Genomic DNA, 14,987 nt, shown 5'->3' with positions numbered 1-14,987 from the left:
CACGGGTGCGGGACGGCGACTACCGTGGAACATCTGAACGATCACTCAGATGTTCAGCAGAACAGCGTCGAAGGACCACCCATGACCGTCGCCACCGCCCGGGAGACCCCGGACCTGCCCGCCCCCGAGGCGGTGTCCGAACTGGCCGACATCTTCGGCGTGCTGTCCGATCCCGGCCGGCTGACGCTGCTGATCACCCTGCTGGACGCCGGCGAGCTGTGCGTGCACGACCTGGCCGCGGCGGCCGGGATGAGCGAGTCCGCGGTCAGCCACGCGCTGCGCCTGCTCCGCGCGCACCGGGTGGTGCACGTCCGCAAGGCCGGCCGGATGAGCTTCTACCGGCTCGCCGACTCGCACGTCCGGCAGCTGCTCGACCTGGGCCTGCAGCACATCGGGCACTCGTCATGAGCTGCACCTGCGACCGGGACGGGACGGGCGCGGGAGGGATCGCGGGAGCCGGACCGGCCTGCGCCGCCTGCCCGCTGCGCGACCTCGGCGCCGACGGCCGGGACCACGGCCACCACCGGCACGTGGACACCGCCCACGACCACGGCGATCACAGCGACCACGGCAGTAAGAACCACGGCAGCAAGGACCACGGCCACAGCCACGGCGTGCAGCCGGGGGCCGACCGCAAGTACCTGTGGATCGCACTGCTGCTGCTCGGCGGGTTCATGGTCGGCGAGGTGATCGTCGCGCTGATCAGCGGTTCGGTCGCGCTGCTCGCCGACGCCGGCCACATGCTCAGCGACGTCGGCGCGCTGGCCGGATCGCTGTGGGCAATCTCGCTGGCCGCCCGGCCGGTCACCGACCGCTGGACCTTCGGCCTCAAGCGTGCGGAGATCCTGTCCGCGGCGATCAACGGGATCACCCTGCTGGTGGTCGGCGCCCTGGTCGGCGTGGAGAGCATCGGCCGGCTGATCGACCCGCCGCCGGTGGACGGCGGCCCGGTGCTGGTGGTGGCGATCGTCGGCGTGCTGGTCAACGTCGCCGCGACCTGGGTGCTGGCGCGGGCGAACCGCACCAGCCTCAACGTCGAGGGTGCCTTCCAGCACGTGCTCACCGACCTCTACGCCTTCATCGGCACGGCGATCGCCGGCCTGGTCGTCGTGCTGACCGGGTACGTCCGGGCCGACTCGATCGCCTCGCTGCTGGTGGTGGCGCTGATGTTCCGGTCGGCCTGGAGCCTGCTCCGCGAGTCCGGCCGGGTGCTGTTGGAGGCGGCGCCGAAGGGCATGTCACTGGAGGACATCCGGTCCCACCTGCTGGAGGTACCGGAGGTGATCGCGGTGCACGACCTGCACGCCTGGACGGTGACCTCCGACCTGCCGGCGCTGTCCGCGCACGTGGTCATCTCCGACCGTTGCTTCGAGCGGGGACTGAGCCCGGTCGTGCTGGACCACCTGCAGGAATGCCTCTCGGGACACTTCGACGTCGAGCACTCCACCTTCCAGCTGGAGCCGGCGAGCCACCAGCGCCACGAGGCCGGCGCCCACCACTGAGCCGCACCACCGCGCACCCGGGAAGTGACCGGCCCGAACGGTGGTTGCACCAGACTGGGACCAGCACCCGACCCGAAGGACACCATGTGACCGCATCACCACTGCTCGGACTGCCCGGCGCCGTCGCCGGCTCCGGCGACGACGAGGCCGTCGCCTGGCACTACGGCGACCCGATGGGCGAGCAACGCGCCGCCGGGCGGCACCCGCTGCTGGTCGACCTGTCGCACCACGACGTGCTGATGGTCACCGGCCCGGACCGGCTCACCTGGCTGCACACCCTGACGACCCAGCACCTGACGGACCTGCCCGACGGCAGCCGCACCGACGGACTGGTGCTGGACCCGCAGGGCCGCGTCGAGCACGCCTTCACCATCACCGAGGTCGGCGGCACCGTGTACCTGGTGACCGACCCGGGCCACGGCGAGGCCCTGCTGAAGTACCTGACGATGATGGTCTTCTGGTCGAAGGTCGAGGTGGCGCCGGCCGACCTCGCCCGGCTCCGGCTGATCGGCGCACGCACCGACGGGACCCTCACCACCGCAGACCTTCTCGACCGGGCGCCGACCCCCGGCCAGGCCATGGAGCAGAGCGGCATCCTGATCTCCGCCGACCCCGCCGGCATCGACCTGCTGGTCCCGCGGGCGGAATTCGCCGCCGTCGCCGGGAAGCTGCTGGCCGCCGGCGCCCGCCCGGCCGGGACCTGGGCGCACGAGGCGCTGCGGATCGCCGCCGGCACCCCTCGCCTGGGCATCGACACCGACGAGAAGACCATCCCCAACGAGCTGCCCTGGCTGGACACCGCCGTGCACCTGCACAAGGGCTGCTACCGCGGTCAGGAGACGGTCGCCCGGGTGCACAACCTCGGCCGTCCGCCGCGCCGGCTGGTCCGGCTGCACCTGGACGGTTCCGTCGACCGGCTGCCCGAGATCGGCAGCGCGCTGCTGACCGCCGACGGCCGGGTCGTCGGCCGGGTCGGCAGCTCCGCGCACCACCACGAGAACGGCCCGATGGCGCTGGCCCTGCTCAAGCGGTCGGTGCCGCTCGGCGCGCCGCTGCTGGCCGACGGGGTGGACGCGGTCGCCGATCCGGACGACATGGCCGACCCGGACACCGCTCCCCCGGTCTCGGCGATCGACCGCCGCGCCTTCTCCCAGGTGCGGCGCCCGTGACCGTGCTCCCGGAGACCACCCAGGAACTCGTCGGCATCGACGAGATCCGCGCCGCCGCCGACCGGATCCGCGGGCACGCGGTGCGCACCCCGTTGCTCGACTCCCCCTGGCCGGAGCTGCTGCTCAAGCCCGAGAACCTGCAGCCCATCGGCGCTTTCAAGATCCGCGGCGCACTCAACGCCATCGCCCACCTGGACCCGGACGTCCGCGCCCGCGGGGTGCTCGCCCACTCCTCGGGCAATCATGCGCAGGCCGTCGCCTGGGCCGCGCGCTTCTACGGCGTCACCGCACACATCGTGATCCCGGACAACGCCCCGCGCCGCAAGATCGAGGCCACCGAGGCCCTGGGCGCGACCGTCGAGCTGGTACCGGTCGAGCAGCGGTTCAGCCGCCCGGAGGAACTGGCGCAGCAGACCGGGATGCCGATGATCCCGCCGTTCGACCACCGGGACGTGATCGCCGGCCAGGGCACCATCGGCCTGGAGATCGACGAGGACGCACCGGCGGACCTGACCACCGTGCTGGTGCCGGTGTCCGGTGGCGGCCTGATCTCCGGGATCGCCGCGGCCATCGCCGCGCTGCGCCCGGACGTGCAGGTGATCGGGGTCGAGCCGGAGCTCGCCGGGGACGCCGCCGAGTCCAAGCGGACCGGCCGGCGGATCGGCTGGACGCCGGCGGACACCGCCCGGACCGTCGCCGACGGCCTGCGCACGTTCAGCGTCGGCGAGCTGCCGTGGCAGCACATCAGCAGCCAGGTGGCCGACATCATCACCGTCACCGAGGACGAGATCCTCGACGCCACCGGGCGTCTCGTGCTCGACGCCCGGCTGGTCGCGGAGCCCTCCGGCGCCGTCACCACGGCCGCCTTCCTGCACCACCGGGACCGGTTGCCGGCCGGTACCACCGTCGCCGTCGTCTCCGGCGGCAACATCGACCCCACCGTGCTGCGCTCCGTGCTGGGCGCCTCCTGACGGTCACCGGGCCACCCGTTCATGGGCCAGACTGGGCACATGACGCAGCAGTCCACGTCCCCGACCGGCCCCACCGAGCTGGTCCGGGTGATCCGCTCCGGCTTCCACGAGTGCAGCCACTACGGCTCGATGGTGGTGACCGGCCCGGACGGGACGGTGCTGCACGCCTTCGGTGACGTCACGGCCCCGGTGTTCCCGCGCTCGTCGAACAAGCCGTTCCAGGCCACCGCGATGCTGGCCGCCGGCGCCGACCTGCACGATGCCGACCTGGCGCTGGCCGCCGCGTCGCACTCCGGCGAGGCCGCGCACACCGAACGGGCGCTGCGCATGCTGGCCCGGATCGGGCTGGGCGAGGACGACCTCGGCTGCCCGACCGCGCTGCCGCTGGACGAGCGCTCCCGGAACGAGGTGCTGGTCGCCGGTGGCGCGCCGCGGAGGATCTACATGAACTGCTCGGGCAAGCACGCCGGCATGCTCACCGCCTGCGTCGCGGCCGGGTGGGACACCGCCTCGTACCTGGACACCGAGCACCCGCTGCAGCGCTCCGTCGCCGCCACCGTCGCCGGGCTGGCCGGCGAGGACCCGGTCGCCGTCGGCATCGACGGCTGCGGGGCGCCGCTGTTCGCCATCTCGCTCACCGGCCTGGCCCGCGCCTTCGGCCGGGTGAACGCCTCCGCCCCGGACACCCACCAGGGCTCCGTGGCGACCGCCATGCGCGCCTTCCCGGAGATGGTGGGCGGCACCGGCCGGGAGGACACCCGGCTCATGCAGGCGCACCCGGAACTGCTGGTCAAGGGTGGTGCCGAGGGCGTGCACTGCGCCGCACTGCCGGACGGCAGCACCGTCGCGGTGAAGATCAGCGACGGCGGCGACCGGGCCCGGATGCCCGCGCTGGTCAGCGGGCTGCGGCTGCTCGGGATGGACTCGCCGTTGCTCGACGAACTGGGCACCGGGACGGTGCTCGGCGGCGGCGTGCCGGTCGGTACGGTCGAGCCGGCGCCCGCACTGCGCCCGGCCTGATCACCCGCGCCATCGGCGCAGGCCCCGCGGTGCCTGTGACACCGTCGGTGATCGGCGGGACGGCGCACGGAGAGCCCCGGCGGACCTGTACTCTGGGAACCACGACAGACACTGAACCCGGGGCCGCCCATGTGGCCGCCCCCTTTCAACGTGCAAGGGGGTCCGCTCATGGGGCGAGGCCGTCAGAAGGCGAAGCAGACCAAGGTCGCCAGGGACTTGAAGTACTCGACCGGGTCTCTCGACACCCACGCGTTGGAGCGTGAGTTGTCGACCGGTGGGCCGGTGAATCCCCCGGTCACCGAGGACGACGACGAGGACGACCAGTACTCGGACTACGCGTCCTACGCGGAGGACGACGACGAGGACGAGCCCGCGGGCGGGTACGCCTCGCGCACCTCGCACCGCTGATCGATCAGCCCCGGCGCAGCAACCGCTCGCGCTCGGTCCGGCTGACCAGCCGCTCCTCGCACTCCGCCGTCACCGCCGGTGCCTGCCACGGCCGGTCGCTGCTGCGCAGGTCCCGGGTGGGCACGAAGCGCGGATCGACGGGACGGGCGAACCTGAGCATGGTGTCCTGCCTGGGCTGTGGGTGCTGGTCGTGAGCAGGAGGCGCGGTCGGGCCGGCTGATACCCGCGGGAACCACCGACCGGGTGCCAGGATGGGCCGGTGACGGCTGATCACGGCGACCGTGTCGACGGTGCCGACCTCGATGCCTGGTGGGACTTCGACGACCCCGCGGCGAGCGCCGACCGGTTCCGGCAGGCGCTGGCGGTGCTGCCGGCCGACCGCCCGGTGATCGCGGCGGAACTCACCACGCAGCTGGCCCGCGCCCTCGGACTCGCCGGTGACGGCGCCGGCGCGAGCGCGCTGCTGGACCAGGTCGATACGAGCACACCGGTCGTGCAGGCCCGGGTGGCCCTGGAACGCGGCCGCCTGCTGCGCTCCGGTGGCGCCCCGGAGGCCGCGGTCCCCTTCTTCCGGACCGCGCTGGATGCAGCCGGATCGGCGGGCGAGGAGTACCTGACCGTCGATGCGCTGCACATGCTGGCGATCGTGCTGCCGGACGAGGCCGACGAACTCACCGGGCAGGCGCTGATCGTCACCAGCCGATCGGCCGACCCCCGCGTCCGCCGGTGGGCCGGGGCCCTGCGGAACAACCTCGGCTGGTCCCATCACGACGCCGGCGACCACCAGGGGGCGCTGCGCCAGTTCGAGGGTGCGCTGGAGGTGTACCTGGAGCACGGCACCGCCGAGCAGGTGCACATCGCGCACTGGTCGGTGGCCCGCGCACTGCGGTCGCTGGGCCGCCACGACGAGGCCCTCGCCATCCAGTCGAGGTTGAGCCAGGACGACGCGCCGGACGGCTACGTCGAGGAGGAACTCGCCGAGCTCTACGAGGCGCTCGGCAGGCCGGACGAGGCCACCCACCACCGCCACCGAGCGCAACACCTGTTGCCCCCCAGCTGATATCGCGCCGTAACGATCGGGACCAGGTATCTCGCAGTTCGAGAAGACCATCGCCACATCAGTTGTCATCGGGTGCGACAATTCCTACGCCGCAACCGATGTCACGCAAGGTACCGAAAGCACCGCACCATAGCCGGGAAAGCCCGTTTCGTCCAAGTGACAACTCGGTCACCGTTGCATGCGGACCGGCGCGCCCTGTCGTGTCGTGCGGGGTTCCGGCCGCACGATGTGCGTGCCGCCTGCTGCGGCGCCCTCACCGATCACCCGTCAGACCCCGGGAGCCCGCTCGTGACCATCCGCATCCAGCCGAACGGCACCACCACGAAGATCCAGTTCGTCCTGCCGGACGACGTGCACGACGGCCCGGTGTCCGCCGTCGGCACCTTCAACGACTGGCGCCCGGGCGCCCACCGACTGGTGCGGCGCAGCAACGGCACCCGCAGCGTCTCGGTCGCGGTGCCGGCGGGCGAGGAGATCCGCTTCCGCTACCTGGGCGCGGGCGGCGTCTGGTTCGACGACGTGGACGCGCACGAGGTCACCGCGGACGGCTCGCTGATCCGGGCCTGAGCCCGGGACCGCCGCGGATCGCTCAGAACCGCGGGTGCTCGCCCTCGAGCAGCACCCGCGGGGCGTTCGCGTCCGAGGCCTCCATGGTGCCCAGCACGTAGGCCGGCACGTGGCGGGCGGTCAGGATCGCCATCGCCCGGTCGACGTCGTCGGGGGCGAGCACGCAGGTCATGCCGATGCCCATGTTGAAGGCCTGTTCCATCTCCGGGCGCTGCACCCGGCCGTGCCCGGCGATGTAGCCGAACACCGGCAGCGGGGTCCAGGCGCGTCGGTCCAGCCGCGCGGTCAGGTGGGACGGGATCACCCGGGCCAGGTTGCCGGCCAGACCGCCGCCGGTGATGTGCGCGTAGGCGTGGACGTCGGTCTCCCGGACCAGCCGCAGGCAGTCCTGGGTGTAGATCCGGCAGGGTTCGAGCAGCTCCTCTCCCAGCGTCCGGCCGAACTCCTCGACGTGACCCTCCAGTTGCAGCCGGGCGATGTCCAGCAGCACGTGGCGGACCATCGAGTAGCCGTTGGAGTGCACCCCGGAGGACTCCATGCCGATGACCACGTCACCGGCCCGCACCCGGTCCGGCCCCAGGATGTCGTCGGACTCGACGACACCGACGGCGGTGGCGGCCAGGTCGTAGTCCTCCCGCGCCATCAGCCCGGGGTGCTCGGCGGTCTCGCCGCCGACCAGGGCGCAACCCGCCTTGACGCAGCCGTCGGCGATGCCGGACACGATGGCGGCGATCTTCTCCGGGATCACCTGGCCGCAGGCGATGTAGTCCTGCAGGAACAGCGGCTCGGCGCCGCAGGCGACGAGGTCGTCGACGACCATCGCGACCAGGTCGATGCCGATGGTGTCGTGCACGTTCATCGCCTGCGCGATCGCCGACTTGGTGCCGACGCCGTCGGACGAGGACGCCAGCACCGGCTCCCGGTACTTGTTCATCGGCATCCGGAACAGCGACGCGAAGCCGCCGATGCCGCCCATCACCTCGGGCCGGTGCGTCTTCTCGGTGAACGGCTTGATCATGTCGACGGCGGCCTCGCCGGCGGCGATGGAGACACCGGACCCCTCGTAGGTGGCCCCGGATCCGATCGGGTGTCTGGTGCTCTGGTCGTTCACGTCTCGATGGTCCTTCGTGGTGCTGCGCCGCGCACGCGCACGACGTCACCGGCAGCCGGCCGGCGCGGGTGTGGGGTCAGGGTCGGGTGAGTGCGTCCTCGGCGCCGTACCCACCGACCGCGACCGGGGCGGCGCTGCCGGCGACACCGCGCTCGATGCCCTCCAGCACGTGCTTGCCGACGACCGCGGGGATCGGGATCGGGTACTCGCCGGTGAAGCACGCCGTGCACAGCCGGTTCTTCGGCTGCTCGGAGGCGGCGATCAGCGACTCCAGCGTGACGTAGCCGAGGGTGTCCGCGCCGATGGACCGGCGCACCGCCTCGACGTCACCGGCGTTGGCGATCAGCTCCGCCCGGGAGGCGAAGTCGATGCCGTAGAAGCAGGGCCAGCGGACCGGCGGGGAGGCGATCCGGACGTGCACCTCGAGGGCGCCGGCCTCGCGCAGCATCCGGACGAGCGCTCGCTGGGTGTTGCCGCGGACGATCGAGTCGTCGACGACGATCAGCCGCTTCCCGCGGATGACGTCGCGCAGCGGGTTCAACTTGAGCCGGATGCCCAGCTGCCGGATGGTCTGCGAGGGCTGGATGAAGGTGCGCCCGACGTAGGCGTTCTTCACCAGGCCCTGGCCGTACGGGATGCCCGAGGCCTGGGCGTACCCGATGGCCGCCGGCGTGCCGGACTCCGGCGTCGGGATGACCAGATCCGCCTCGACCGGGGCCTCCATGGCGAGCCGGCGGCCGATCTCGACGCGGGTGGCGTGCACGCCGCGGCCGGAGATGGTGGTGTCCGGGCGGGCCAGGTAGACGTACTCGAAGACGCAGCCCTTGGGCTCGGCCGGGGCGAAGCGCTCGCTGCGCAGCCCGTCGGCGTCGATGGCCAGCAGCTCGCCCGGCTCGACCTCGCGGACGAAGGAGGCGCCGACGATGTCGAGCGCGGCGGTCTCCGAGGCGACGACCCAGCCCCGGTCCAGCCGGCCCAGCACCAGCGGGCGCACGCCGTGCGGGTCGCGCGCCGCGTAGAGCGTGTGCTCGTCGCAGAAGACCAGGCAGAAGGCACCCTGCAGGGTGGGCAGCAGGCTGAGCGCGGCTCCGAGCACCCCGGCATCGGTGGCCGCCGCGGCGAGCAGCCGGGTGACCACGTCGGAGTCGGTGGTGCCGCGCCCCTTGGCGGCGCGGCCGCCGAGCCGGGCCGCCTGCGCGGAGAGCTCGGCGGTGTTGACCAGGTTGCCGTTGTGGCCCAGCGCGATCCCGGAGCCGACCTCGGTCACCGCGTAGGTGGGCTGGGCGTTCTCCCAGGTGGTGGAACCGGTGGTGGAGTAGCGGCAGTGGCCGACGGCGATGTGCCCGCGCAGCGAGGACAGGGTCTGCTCGTCGAAGACCTGGGAGACCAGGCCGAGATCCTTGAAGACGACGATCTGGCTGCCGTCCGCGACGGCGATGCCGGCGGCCTCCTGGCCGCGGTGCTGCAGGGCGTACAGGCCGTAGTAGCTGAGCTTGGCGACGTCCTCGCCCGGTGCCCAGACACCGAACACACCGCACTCCTCGCGCGGGCCCTGATCGGTGGCGGCGTCCCAGTCGTCCGTGATGAGCGGGAGGGGCGTTGCAGCACCAGTACCCACGTGACCGTGCTCCTGTCGCAGATGATCGGGCGGCATTCCACCGGCCACGACGGCCGGCGAACGGAGGGGAACAGCGGTACCCCACTGTACCCGGTCCGGACCCCCGCCCGGGAGCACCGTCAGGCGGCGAGGGCCGCCGCTGTGGCGCTCACCTCACGGATCGCGGTGCGCACGCCGGCGTCGGCCATCAGGCCGTCCGCGGTGCCCAGCTCTCGCGACGACGCGTCCGGCGCGGAGGTCGACAGCACGACCACGATCCGGTTCGCGGTGAACCCGGCGGAGTGGATGGCCAGCACACCGGACAGGCAGCAGCCCCAGCCCTGCTTGGCGCCGGCGCCGGTGATCGCGTTCATCCCGAAGTCCTGGTCGAACCCGTCCCAGCCCTCGTCGGTGGAGGCGAGCATGGCGGACTCCAGCCACGGACCGGTCACCGGCGACTGCAGCGCCTGGCGGAGCAGGGACGCGACATCGGCGGCGGTGACCTGCACGTCGCCCCAGTAGCCGGGCGACGGGGTGGGGGTGCTGTCGGCGAGCCCGTACCGCTTGACGGTGCGCTCGATGATCGCGTCGCCGCCGAGGGTGTCGTAGAAGTCCTGCGCCGCCTCGTCGTCGGACTCGCTGATCATCGTCCACAGGTTCTTCGCGGTGACCGGGTCGAGGTCGTCCGGGCCACCCGCGGTGGTCAGCACGTCGGTGGCGATGAACAGCTTCACCAGGCTCATCGCCGGCACGGTGCCGCCGGACCCGGCGGAGGCGATCGTCTGCCCGAACTCCCGGTCCAGCACCACCACCTGCTCGGAGACCCCCGCCCGCGCCGCGGCCAGCACCGACCGGGACGCCAGCAGTGCCACCGTCTGGTCGTCCTGAGTGCTGACCGGCTCGGTGGGCCCGGTCGAGGAGGTGGTCGCGACTGTGCTCGAAGAGCTCGCCGACACAGTGGGTGAGTTGCTGCTCGTCGAGGTCCGCGACGGCGCCAGCGGCGCGCCCGCCGACGGCAGCACCGACAGTTGCTCCGGCGTGCTCTCGGAAGTGGTGCTCCTGGTGCTGGTGGTCAGCGGCGCCACGGTGACCGGGTCGGCGGCAGTGGCCACCGCAGTCGTGCCTGCGACGCTGTTCCCCAGCGCGACCTGCTGATCGTCGTAGTTCCGCTCGTCCAGCACCACGAGGCCGCCGGCGGCGATGACCACCACGGCACCGGCGGTCAGCAGAGCCCGGTGCAGTCGCATGTCACGCCCTTCCTGTGCATCGTGCCCGGCGGCCGGGCCCTGCCCGAACGATGTCCGCCCAGCTGGTCAGTTCCCTGCGAGCAACCTGTGAGGCGGCTGTCCGCGTCCCGGATCCGGTGTGACCTCACCCTCATGCAACGGCAGCGCAGCGGCTCCGGTTCGGATCAGGTCAGCGGCAGCAGCGCCGACAGGTCCGCCCGCGTCCCGCTGGCCCGCACCCGCCCGTCGGCGACGGCGTCCTGCCAGCCGAGCCGGCCGGCCACCAGGTCCACCCAGGTCGCGGCATCGGTCTCGACGACGTTCGGCGGGGTGCCCCGGGTGTGCCGCAGCCCCTCGACGGCCTGCACGGCGGCGATCGGCGGCACCCTGACCTCGACCGACTTCCCGGGGTGCTGCTGGGCGAACCAGAGCAGGGTGTCCCGGACGATGCGGCGCAGCTCGTCCGGCTCCAGCCCGGCGGCGGGCGTCGTGCGCGCCGTCTCGAGGGCCGCCGTGGCATCCTGCCGGTTCACAGTTCTTCTGGGCATGATGTCGCCAGGCTAACGAGTGCGGAGCGAGGTGGGGCGGTGCTGCCGGTGCTGCGCTCCCCCGACGGTGCCGCCCTGCTGCGGTGGGCGCCGCGCCGCCCGGGGCCGCCCCGGGTCAGGGTGCTGGTGCTGCACGGCGGCAACGAGATCTCGGAGTCCCCCACCCGATGGACCGACCCGGCGGTGCTGCGGATGTGGCTGATCGCCCGGATGCTGCACCGGCGGATCCCCGACGCCGCGGTCGCACTGCTGCGCGACCGGATCCGTGGCTGGAACGACAGCGGCGTCGAGGCGGTGGACGACGCCCGTTGGGCCGCAGATGTTCTCACCGGCGAGGACGCGGACGTCCCGGTGGTGCTGGTCGGCCACTCGATGGGCGGCCGGGTCGCGGTCCGGGTGGCCGGCGATCCTGGGATCCGCGGTGCGGTGCTGCTCGCCCCCTGGCTGCCGGACGACGAGCCGGTCGACACCGCGCTGCGGGCAAGGGTTCTGGTCGCCGTGCAGGGGTCGGCCGACCGCACGTGCAGCGAGGAGTCCACCCGGTCCTGGTTCAGCCGGGCCGGACTGGAGGGCATCACGCCGATCCGGGTGCTGCTGCCCGGTGCCGGACACGCGATGGTCCGGTCGTTGCGGCGGTGGGACCGGCTGACCCGGCGCGGTGTCGAGGCCGTGCTCAGGACGCCGGCGCGTCCCTGAACTGCTCCACCTCGGCCAGGGTCGCCCGCAGCACCTCGCGGTCCAGCACCCGCCGCCCGCCGGCGGCCGGCACACTCGCCGAGAAGTGCACCGTGTGCACCGCTGTCGCCCGCACCAGCGCCACCACGTTGCCCGGTCGCACTCCGCCACCGGCGATCACCTCGACCTCCCGGTCGGACCGGCGCACCAGCTCGGCCAGCAGCTCCGCACCGGCCGCGGCATCGGGCGCACCACCGGAGGTGAGCACCGCATCGACGGGCAGCTCCATCAGGTCGTCCAGTGCGTGCAGCGGATCGGTGCACGCGTCGAACGCACGGTGGAAGGTCACCGGGGCCGACCCGGCGGCACCCAGCAGCCGGTGCATCGCCTCGACATCCACCCGGCCGCCGGCGGTGAGCGCGCCGACCACCACCCCCTCGGCACCGGCGTCCAGTGCATGCTCGATGTCCTTGGCCATGCAGCGGATCTCGTCCCGGTCGTAGACGAAATCCCCTGCCCGGGGCCGGATCAGCACCCGGGCGGGCAGCAGGTCGGCGCAGGCGGCGATCATCCCGGCCGACGGGGTGATCCCGTCCAGCTCGAGGGCCGCACACACCTCGATCCGGTCCGCGCCGAGCAGGGCCGCCAGCCGCGCGGCGGGCACCGCGTCGACGCAGACCTCCGTCCGCAGGCTCACCGGTCGCCACCCAGCCCGTGCAGGAACGCGTACCGGACGGCCTGCGCCCGGTCCCGGACCCCGGTCTTGGCGAAGAGGTTGTTGATGTGGGTCTTGACGGTGGCCTCGCTGACGAACAGGGCGGCGGCGATCTCCTGGTTCGACAGCCCGCCGGCGATCTGCCGGAGCACCTCGGTCTCCCGCTCGGACAGCTCCACCGGGAGGTCCGGTACGGCAGCGACCGGGGTCGGCGGGTGCGAGGCCAGCCGGACCAGCTGTGCCTGCACCTCCGGGTCCAGCACCGACTGGCCGGCGGCCGCCGCCCGTACCGCGCGGGCGATGTCGGCGCGGCCGGCCTGCTTGGTGAGGTAGCCACGGGCACCTGCGGACAACGCCGCCAGGATCGACGGCTCGTCGGCGTGGGTGGTGAGCACCAGGACGGCGACCTCCGGCGCGGCGGCCAGGATCCGCGCGGTGGCGCCGGCCCCGTCCAGCACCGGCATCCGCAGGTCCATCAGCACGACATCCGGCCGTAGCCGCAGGGTCTCGGCCACCGCCGCGGCGCCGTCGGCGGCCGTGCCGACCACCTCCAGGCCCGGGGTGAGGTCCAGCATGGTGGCCAGCGCCTCGCGGATCGCGGCCTGGTCGTCGGCGATCAGCAGCCGGATCGGCGGGGCGTCCATACCGGCATCCTCGCTCATCCGGGCAGCTCGGCGTGCACCGACCAGCCGCCGGACAGCGGCCCGACGGTCAGCGGACCGGCGTCCACCCGGCCACCCAGCAGCCCGGCCCGCTCCCGCATGCCGACCAGCCCCATGCCCGAACCGGCGCCGGACCCCGCACCGCCCGGCCCGTTCTCCACCCACAACTGCACCGCGCCGTCGCCGAGGACCAGGCGTGCGCGGACGAGCCCGCCAGGCGCGTGTCGGCGGGCGTTGGTCAGCGCCTCCTGCGCGATCCGCACCACCGTCTGCGCCACCTCCGTCGCGGGCTCGCGGGCCGACCCGGTCACCGTGAGATCGGAGGTCCCGTCGAACAGCGCGGCCAGCGTCTCCCGCAGCGGCAGCGCGTCCGACCGGAGTGCCCGCACCGCCCGGCCCGCCTCGGTGGTGCCCTCCCGGACCAGGCTGTGCGCGGTGCCCACGGCGGCCCGGGCCCGCTCGACGTCCCCCTGCTCCAGCAGCAGGTCCGCCAGCTCCAGCTGCATGCCGACACCGGACAGCGTGTGCGCGAGCACGTCGTGGATGTCCCGGGAGATCCGCGCCCGTTCCGCCAGCGCCGCCTCCCGTGCCTCGGCGCGGGCGGCCCGGCGGTCGGCGGCCGCCGCGGCGAGCGCGCTCTCCACCGCCCGGTCGCGGCTGCGGTTGGCGATGCCGAGAAAGACGGGCAGACCGACGGTGAATCCCAGGTACCAGGGCCAGCCGGACACCACCCCGGCGTGGTCCAGCAGCAGCACGGCGAGTGCGCTCGCGATCGAGGACCCGGAGGCCAGCGGGACCGAGATGCGGGCCGGCAGACGGTATCCGGCGCTCCCGGCGACCAGGTAGGCGAAGGCCGGCGCGATGGACGCCGACGACACGGCGAGCAGGGCGACCGCCACCACCGTCCACGCGGTCAGCAGTCCGGACTGCCAGCGGTCCGGGATCCGGACCACCGTCGGGTGCCGCAGCAGCACGCCCGCGGTGTTCAGCACCAGCAGCAGGGTGGTCAGGCCGGCGAGCCCGGTCAGGCCCAGCGGCCGGATGTTGATCCAGGCCGCGGCGAGGATCAGCGCACTGACCACCAGCTGGGTCCACCGCTCCCCACGCCACAGCCGCCGCCTGCCCTCGGGCAGGTCGGCGGCGGTGGTGGCCGGTGCGTCGCTCATGGCGACTGCGATCATCGCGCACTCATGGCCGGGACCGGCTGCGGGGCGAGCCGGTGCGCCCGGACGGCGACGGCGATCACCCGGCCCAGCACCATGGTCAGCGCCATCAGCACGAAGAACGGGGCGAAGGAGTCGACCGAGATGCCGGTGTTGATCATGAACTCACCGACCTGGTTGCGGAAGGCATCGACGTTGTCCACGGCCCAGACGAAGCCGACCCGGAGCAGCATCGCGACCAGCCAGGTGAACAGGAACGGCAGGCCGGTGACGGTGACGAACCCGGTACCGGTGCGTTCCAGCTTCGTGGTGAGCACGGCGACCGCGGCGAAGGCGGCACCGATCGCGATGCCGGCGCCGTAAACGACGAGAGCCGCTCCGGTCAGCGGGATGTCGCGCAGGTAGATGACGGCGAACACCCCGACGATGATCACCGGCCGGGTCACGTGGGACAGCTTGTAGGCGCGCCGGCCGAACTGGGTCAGCATCATCATCGCGAAGATGCCGCCGCTGATCAGCAACGAGGTGACGAACTCACTCATGTCGGACTCCCTGGATGTCCGGCCCGGCGGGGTGCCCGGCCTGTTGACATC

The 14,987-nt window shown here is 73.0% G+C and carries 18 protein-coding genes; 9 read left to right on the top strand and 9 right to left on the bottom strand.

Annotated features, from left to right (window positions below; all coding sequences use genetic code 11):
- Positions 1–81 precede the first annotated feature (81 nt).
- From GIS00_RS19330 to GIS00_RS19305, 6 genes are all read left to right on the top strand, one after another.
- Complete coding sequence (locus GIS00_RS19330; RefSeq protein ID WP_154770067.1) at positions 82–408, top strand: ArsR/SmtB family transcription factor; 327 nt, start codon at positions 82–84, stop codon at positions 406–408.
- Positions 405–1,502: a cation diffusion facilitator family transporter gene (locus GIS00_RS19325; protein WP_154770066.1), complete on the top strand. Its 1,098-nt coding sequence runs from the start codon at positions 405–407 to the stop codon at positions 1,500–1,502. Before GIS00_RS19330 ends, GIS00_RS19325 begins: the two co-directional genes overlap by 4 nt.
- An 86-nt stretch (positions 1,503–1,588) precedes the next feature.
- Positions 1,589–2,671 (top strand): CAF17-like 4Fe-4S cluster assembly/insertion protein YgfZ, encoded by a 1,083-nt coding sequence (gene ygfZ, locus GIS00_RS19320; RefSeq protein WP_322098154.1) that lies wholly within the window; start codon positions 1,589–1,591, stop codon positions 2,669–2,671.
- Positions 2,668–3,642, top strand: a complete 975-nt coding sequence (locus GIS00_RS19315; RefSeq protein ID WP_322098153.1) for a threonine ammonia-lyase — start codon at positions 2,668–2,670, stop codon at positions 3,640–3,642. Before ygfZ ends, GIS00_RS19315 begins: the two co-directional genes overlap by 4 nt.
- 39 nt (positions 3,643–3,681) lie before the next feature.
- On the top strand, positions 3,682–4,662 hold the full coding sequence (locus GIS00_RS19310; protein WP_154770064.1) for an asparaginase: 981 nt from the start codon (positions 3,682–3,684) through the stop codon (positions 4,660–4,662).
- Positions 4,663–4,830: 168 nt separating this feature from the next.
- Positions 4,831–5,070 (top strand): DUF3073 domain-containing protein, encoded by a 240-nt coding sequence (locus tag GIS00_RS19305; RefSeq protein WP_154770063.1) that lies wholly within the window; start codon positions 4,831–4,833, stop codon positions 5,068–5,070.
- 4 nt (positions 5,071–5,074) lie between these two features.
- On the opposite strand, the gene GIS00_RS19300 is transcribed toward GIS00_RS19305, so the two are convergent.
- A complete protein-coding gene (locus GIS00_RS19300) occupies positions 5,075–5,230 on the bottom strand; it encodes a hypothetical protein (RefSeq protein ID WP_154770062.1) in 156 nt (51 codons plus the stop codon).
- Between the two features lie 99 nt (positions 5,231–5,329).
- On the opposite strand from GIS00_RS19300, the gene GIS00_RS29080 reads away from it, so the two are divergent.
- Positions 5,330–6,130 carry a tetratricopeptide repeat protein gene (locus GIS00_RS29080; RefSeq protein ID WP_154770061.1) on the top strand — a complete coding sequence of 267 codons (801 nt, stop codon included), beginning with the start codon at positions 5,330–5,332 and terminating at the stop codon, positions 6,128–6,130.
- A 288-nt stretch (positions 6,131–6,418) separates the two neighbouring features.
- Positions 6,419–6,697 carry a hypothetical protein gene (locus GIS00_RS19290; protein WP_230313805.1) on the top strand — a complete coding sequence of 93 codons (279 nt, stop codon included), beginning with the start codon at positions 6,419–6,421 and terminating at the stop codon, positions 6,695–6,697.
- A 22-nt stretch (positions 6,698–6,719) separates the two neighbouring features.
- Here GIS00_RS19290 and purM read toward each other — a convergent pair whose 3' ends face one another.
- The 4 genes from purM to GIS00_RS19270 all read right to left on the bottom strand — a co-directional run bounded on the left by purM (position 6,720) and on the right by GIS00_RS19270 (position 11,179).
- Positions 6,720–7,808 (bottom strand): phosphoribosylformylglycinamidine cyclo-ligase, encoded by a 1,089-nt coding sequence (purM, locus tag GIS00_RS19285; RefSeq protein WP_322098152.1) that lies wholly within the window; start codon positions 7,806–7,808, stop codon positions 6,720–6,722.
- 76 nt (positions 7,809–7,884) lie between these two features.
- A complete protein-coding gene (gene purF, locus GIS00_RS19280) occupies positions 7,885–9,462 on the bottom strand; it encodes an amidophosphoribosyltransferase (protein ID WP_154770060.1) in 1,578 nt (525 codons plus the stop codon).
- Positions 9,463–9,545: 83 nt separating this feature from the next.
- Complete coding sequence (locus GIS00_RS19275; RefSeq protein WP_154770059.1) at positions 9,546–10,652, bottom strand: hypothetical protein; 1,107 nt, start codon at positions 10,650–10,652, stop codon at positions 9,546–9,548.
- 164 nt (positions 10,653–10,816) lie between these two features.
- Positions 10,817–11,179 (bottom strand): sterol carrier family protein, encoded by a 363-nt coding sequence (locus tag GIS00_RS19270; RefSeq protein WP_196073363.1) that lies wholly within the window; start codon positions 11,177–11,179, stop codon positions 10,817–10,819.
- Between the two features lie 39 nt (positions 11,180–11,218).
- Between GIS00_RS19270 and GIS00_RS19265 the strand changes: the two genes are divergently transcribed.
- Positions 11,219–11,875, top strand: coding sequence for an alpha/beta hydrolase (locus GIS00_RS19265; RefSeq protein WP_322098149.1), 657 nt, complete (start codon positions 11,219–11,221; stop codon positions 11,873–11,875).
- Here GIS00_RS19265 and GIS00_RS19260 read toward each other — a convergent pair.
- The 4 genes from GIS00_RS19260 to GIS00_RS19245 are packed head-to-tail and all read right to left on the bottom strand — an operon-like array spanning position 11,853 to position 14,936.
- On the bottom strand, positions 11,853–12,551 hold the full coding sequence (locus tag GIS00_RS19260) for a copper homeostasis protein CutC (protein ID WP_154770057.1): 699 nt from the start codon (positions 12,549–12,551) through the stop codon (positions 11,853–11,855). The two genes, GIS00_RS19265 and GIS00_RS19260, sit on opposite strands and share 23 nt — an antisense overlap.
- Entirely contained in the window at positions 12,548–13,231 is a 684-nt protein-coding gene (locus GIS00_RS19255) for a response regulator transcription factor (RefSeq protein ID WP_154770056.1), read from the bottom strand. Before GIS00_RS19255 ends, GIS00_RS19260 begins: the two co-directional genes overlap by 4 nt.
- On the bottom strand, positions 13,228–14,412 hold the full coding sequence (locus tag GIS00_RS19250) for a sensor histidine kinase (protein WP_154770055.1): 1,185 nt from the start codon (positions 14,410–14,412) through the stop codon (positions 13,228–13,230). Before GIS00_RS19250 ends, GIS00_RS19255 begins: the two co-directional genes overlap by 4 nt.
- Positions 14,409–14,936 carry a hypothetical protein gene (locus GIS00_RS19245; protein ID WP_154770054.1) on the bottom strand — a complete coding sequence of 176 codons (528 nt, stop codon included), beginning with the start codon at positions 14,934–14,936 and terminating at the stop codon, positions 14,409–14,411. Before GIS00_RS19245 ends, GIS00_RS19250 begins: the two co-directional genes overlap by 4 nt.
- Between the last annotated feature and the right edge of the window lie 51 nt (positions 14,937–14,987).

Source organism: Nakamurella alba (assembly GCF_009707545.1).
Taxonomy (GTDB): domain Bacteria; phylum Actinomycetota; class Actinomycetes; order Mycobacteriales; family Nakamurellaceae; genus Nakamurella; species Nakamurella alba.
Note: the sequence above shows the minus strand (reverse complement) of the source record. Positions and strands in the feature narration are given on the sequence as shown.

Bases quoted from the DNA above. Each gene is read 5' to 3' on its own strand.
- GIS00_RS19330 (WP_154770067.1), top strand. From the start codon at position 82: ATGACCGTCGCCACCGCCCGGGAGACCCCGGACCTGCCCGCCCCCGAG.
- GIS00_RS19325 (WP_154770066.1), top strand. From the start codon at position 405: ATGAGCTGCACCTGCGACCGGGACGGGACGGGCGCGGGAGGGATCGCG.
- GIS00_RS19310 (WP_154770064.1), top strand. From the start codon at position 3,682: ATGACGCAGCAGTCCACGTCCCCGACCGGCCCCACCGAGCTGGTCCGG.
- GIS00_RS19305 (WP_154770063.1), top strand. From the start codon at position 4,831: ATGGGGCGAGGCCGTCAGAAGGCGAAGCAGACCAAGGTCGCCAGGGAC.
- GIS00_RS19300 (WP_154770062.1), bottom strand. From the start codon at position 5,230: ATGCTCAGGTTCGCCCGTCCCGTCGATCCGCGCTTCGTGCCCACCCGG.
- purF (WP_154770060.1), bottom strand. From the start codon at position 9,462: ATGCCGCCCGATCATCTGCGACAGGAGCACGGTCACGTGGGTACTGGT.
- GIS00_RS19275 (WP_154770059.1), bottom strand. From the start codon at position 10,652: ATGCGACTGCACCGGGCTCTGCTGACCGCCGGTGCCGTGGTGGTCATC.
- GIS00_RS19270 (WP_196073363.1), bottom strand. From the start codon at position 11,179: ATGCCCAGAAGAACTGTGAACCGGCAGGATGCCACGGCGGCCCTCGAG.
- GIS00_RS19255 (WP_154770056.1), bottom strand. From the start codon at position 13,231: ATGAGCGAGGATGCCGGTATGGACGCCCCGCCGATCCGGCTGCTGATC.
- GIS00_RS19250 (WP_154770055.1), bottom strand. From the start codon at position 14,412: ATGATCGCAGTCGCCATGAGCGACGCACCGGCCACCACCGCCGCCGAC.
- GIS00_RS19245 (WP_154770054.1), bottom strand. From the start codon at position 14,936: ATGAGTGAGTTCGTCACCTCGTTGCTGATCAGCGGCGGCATCTTCGCG.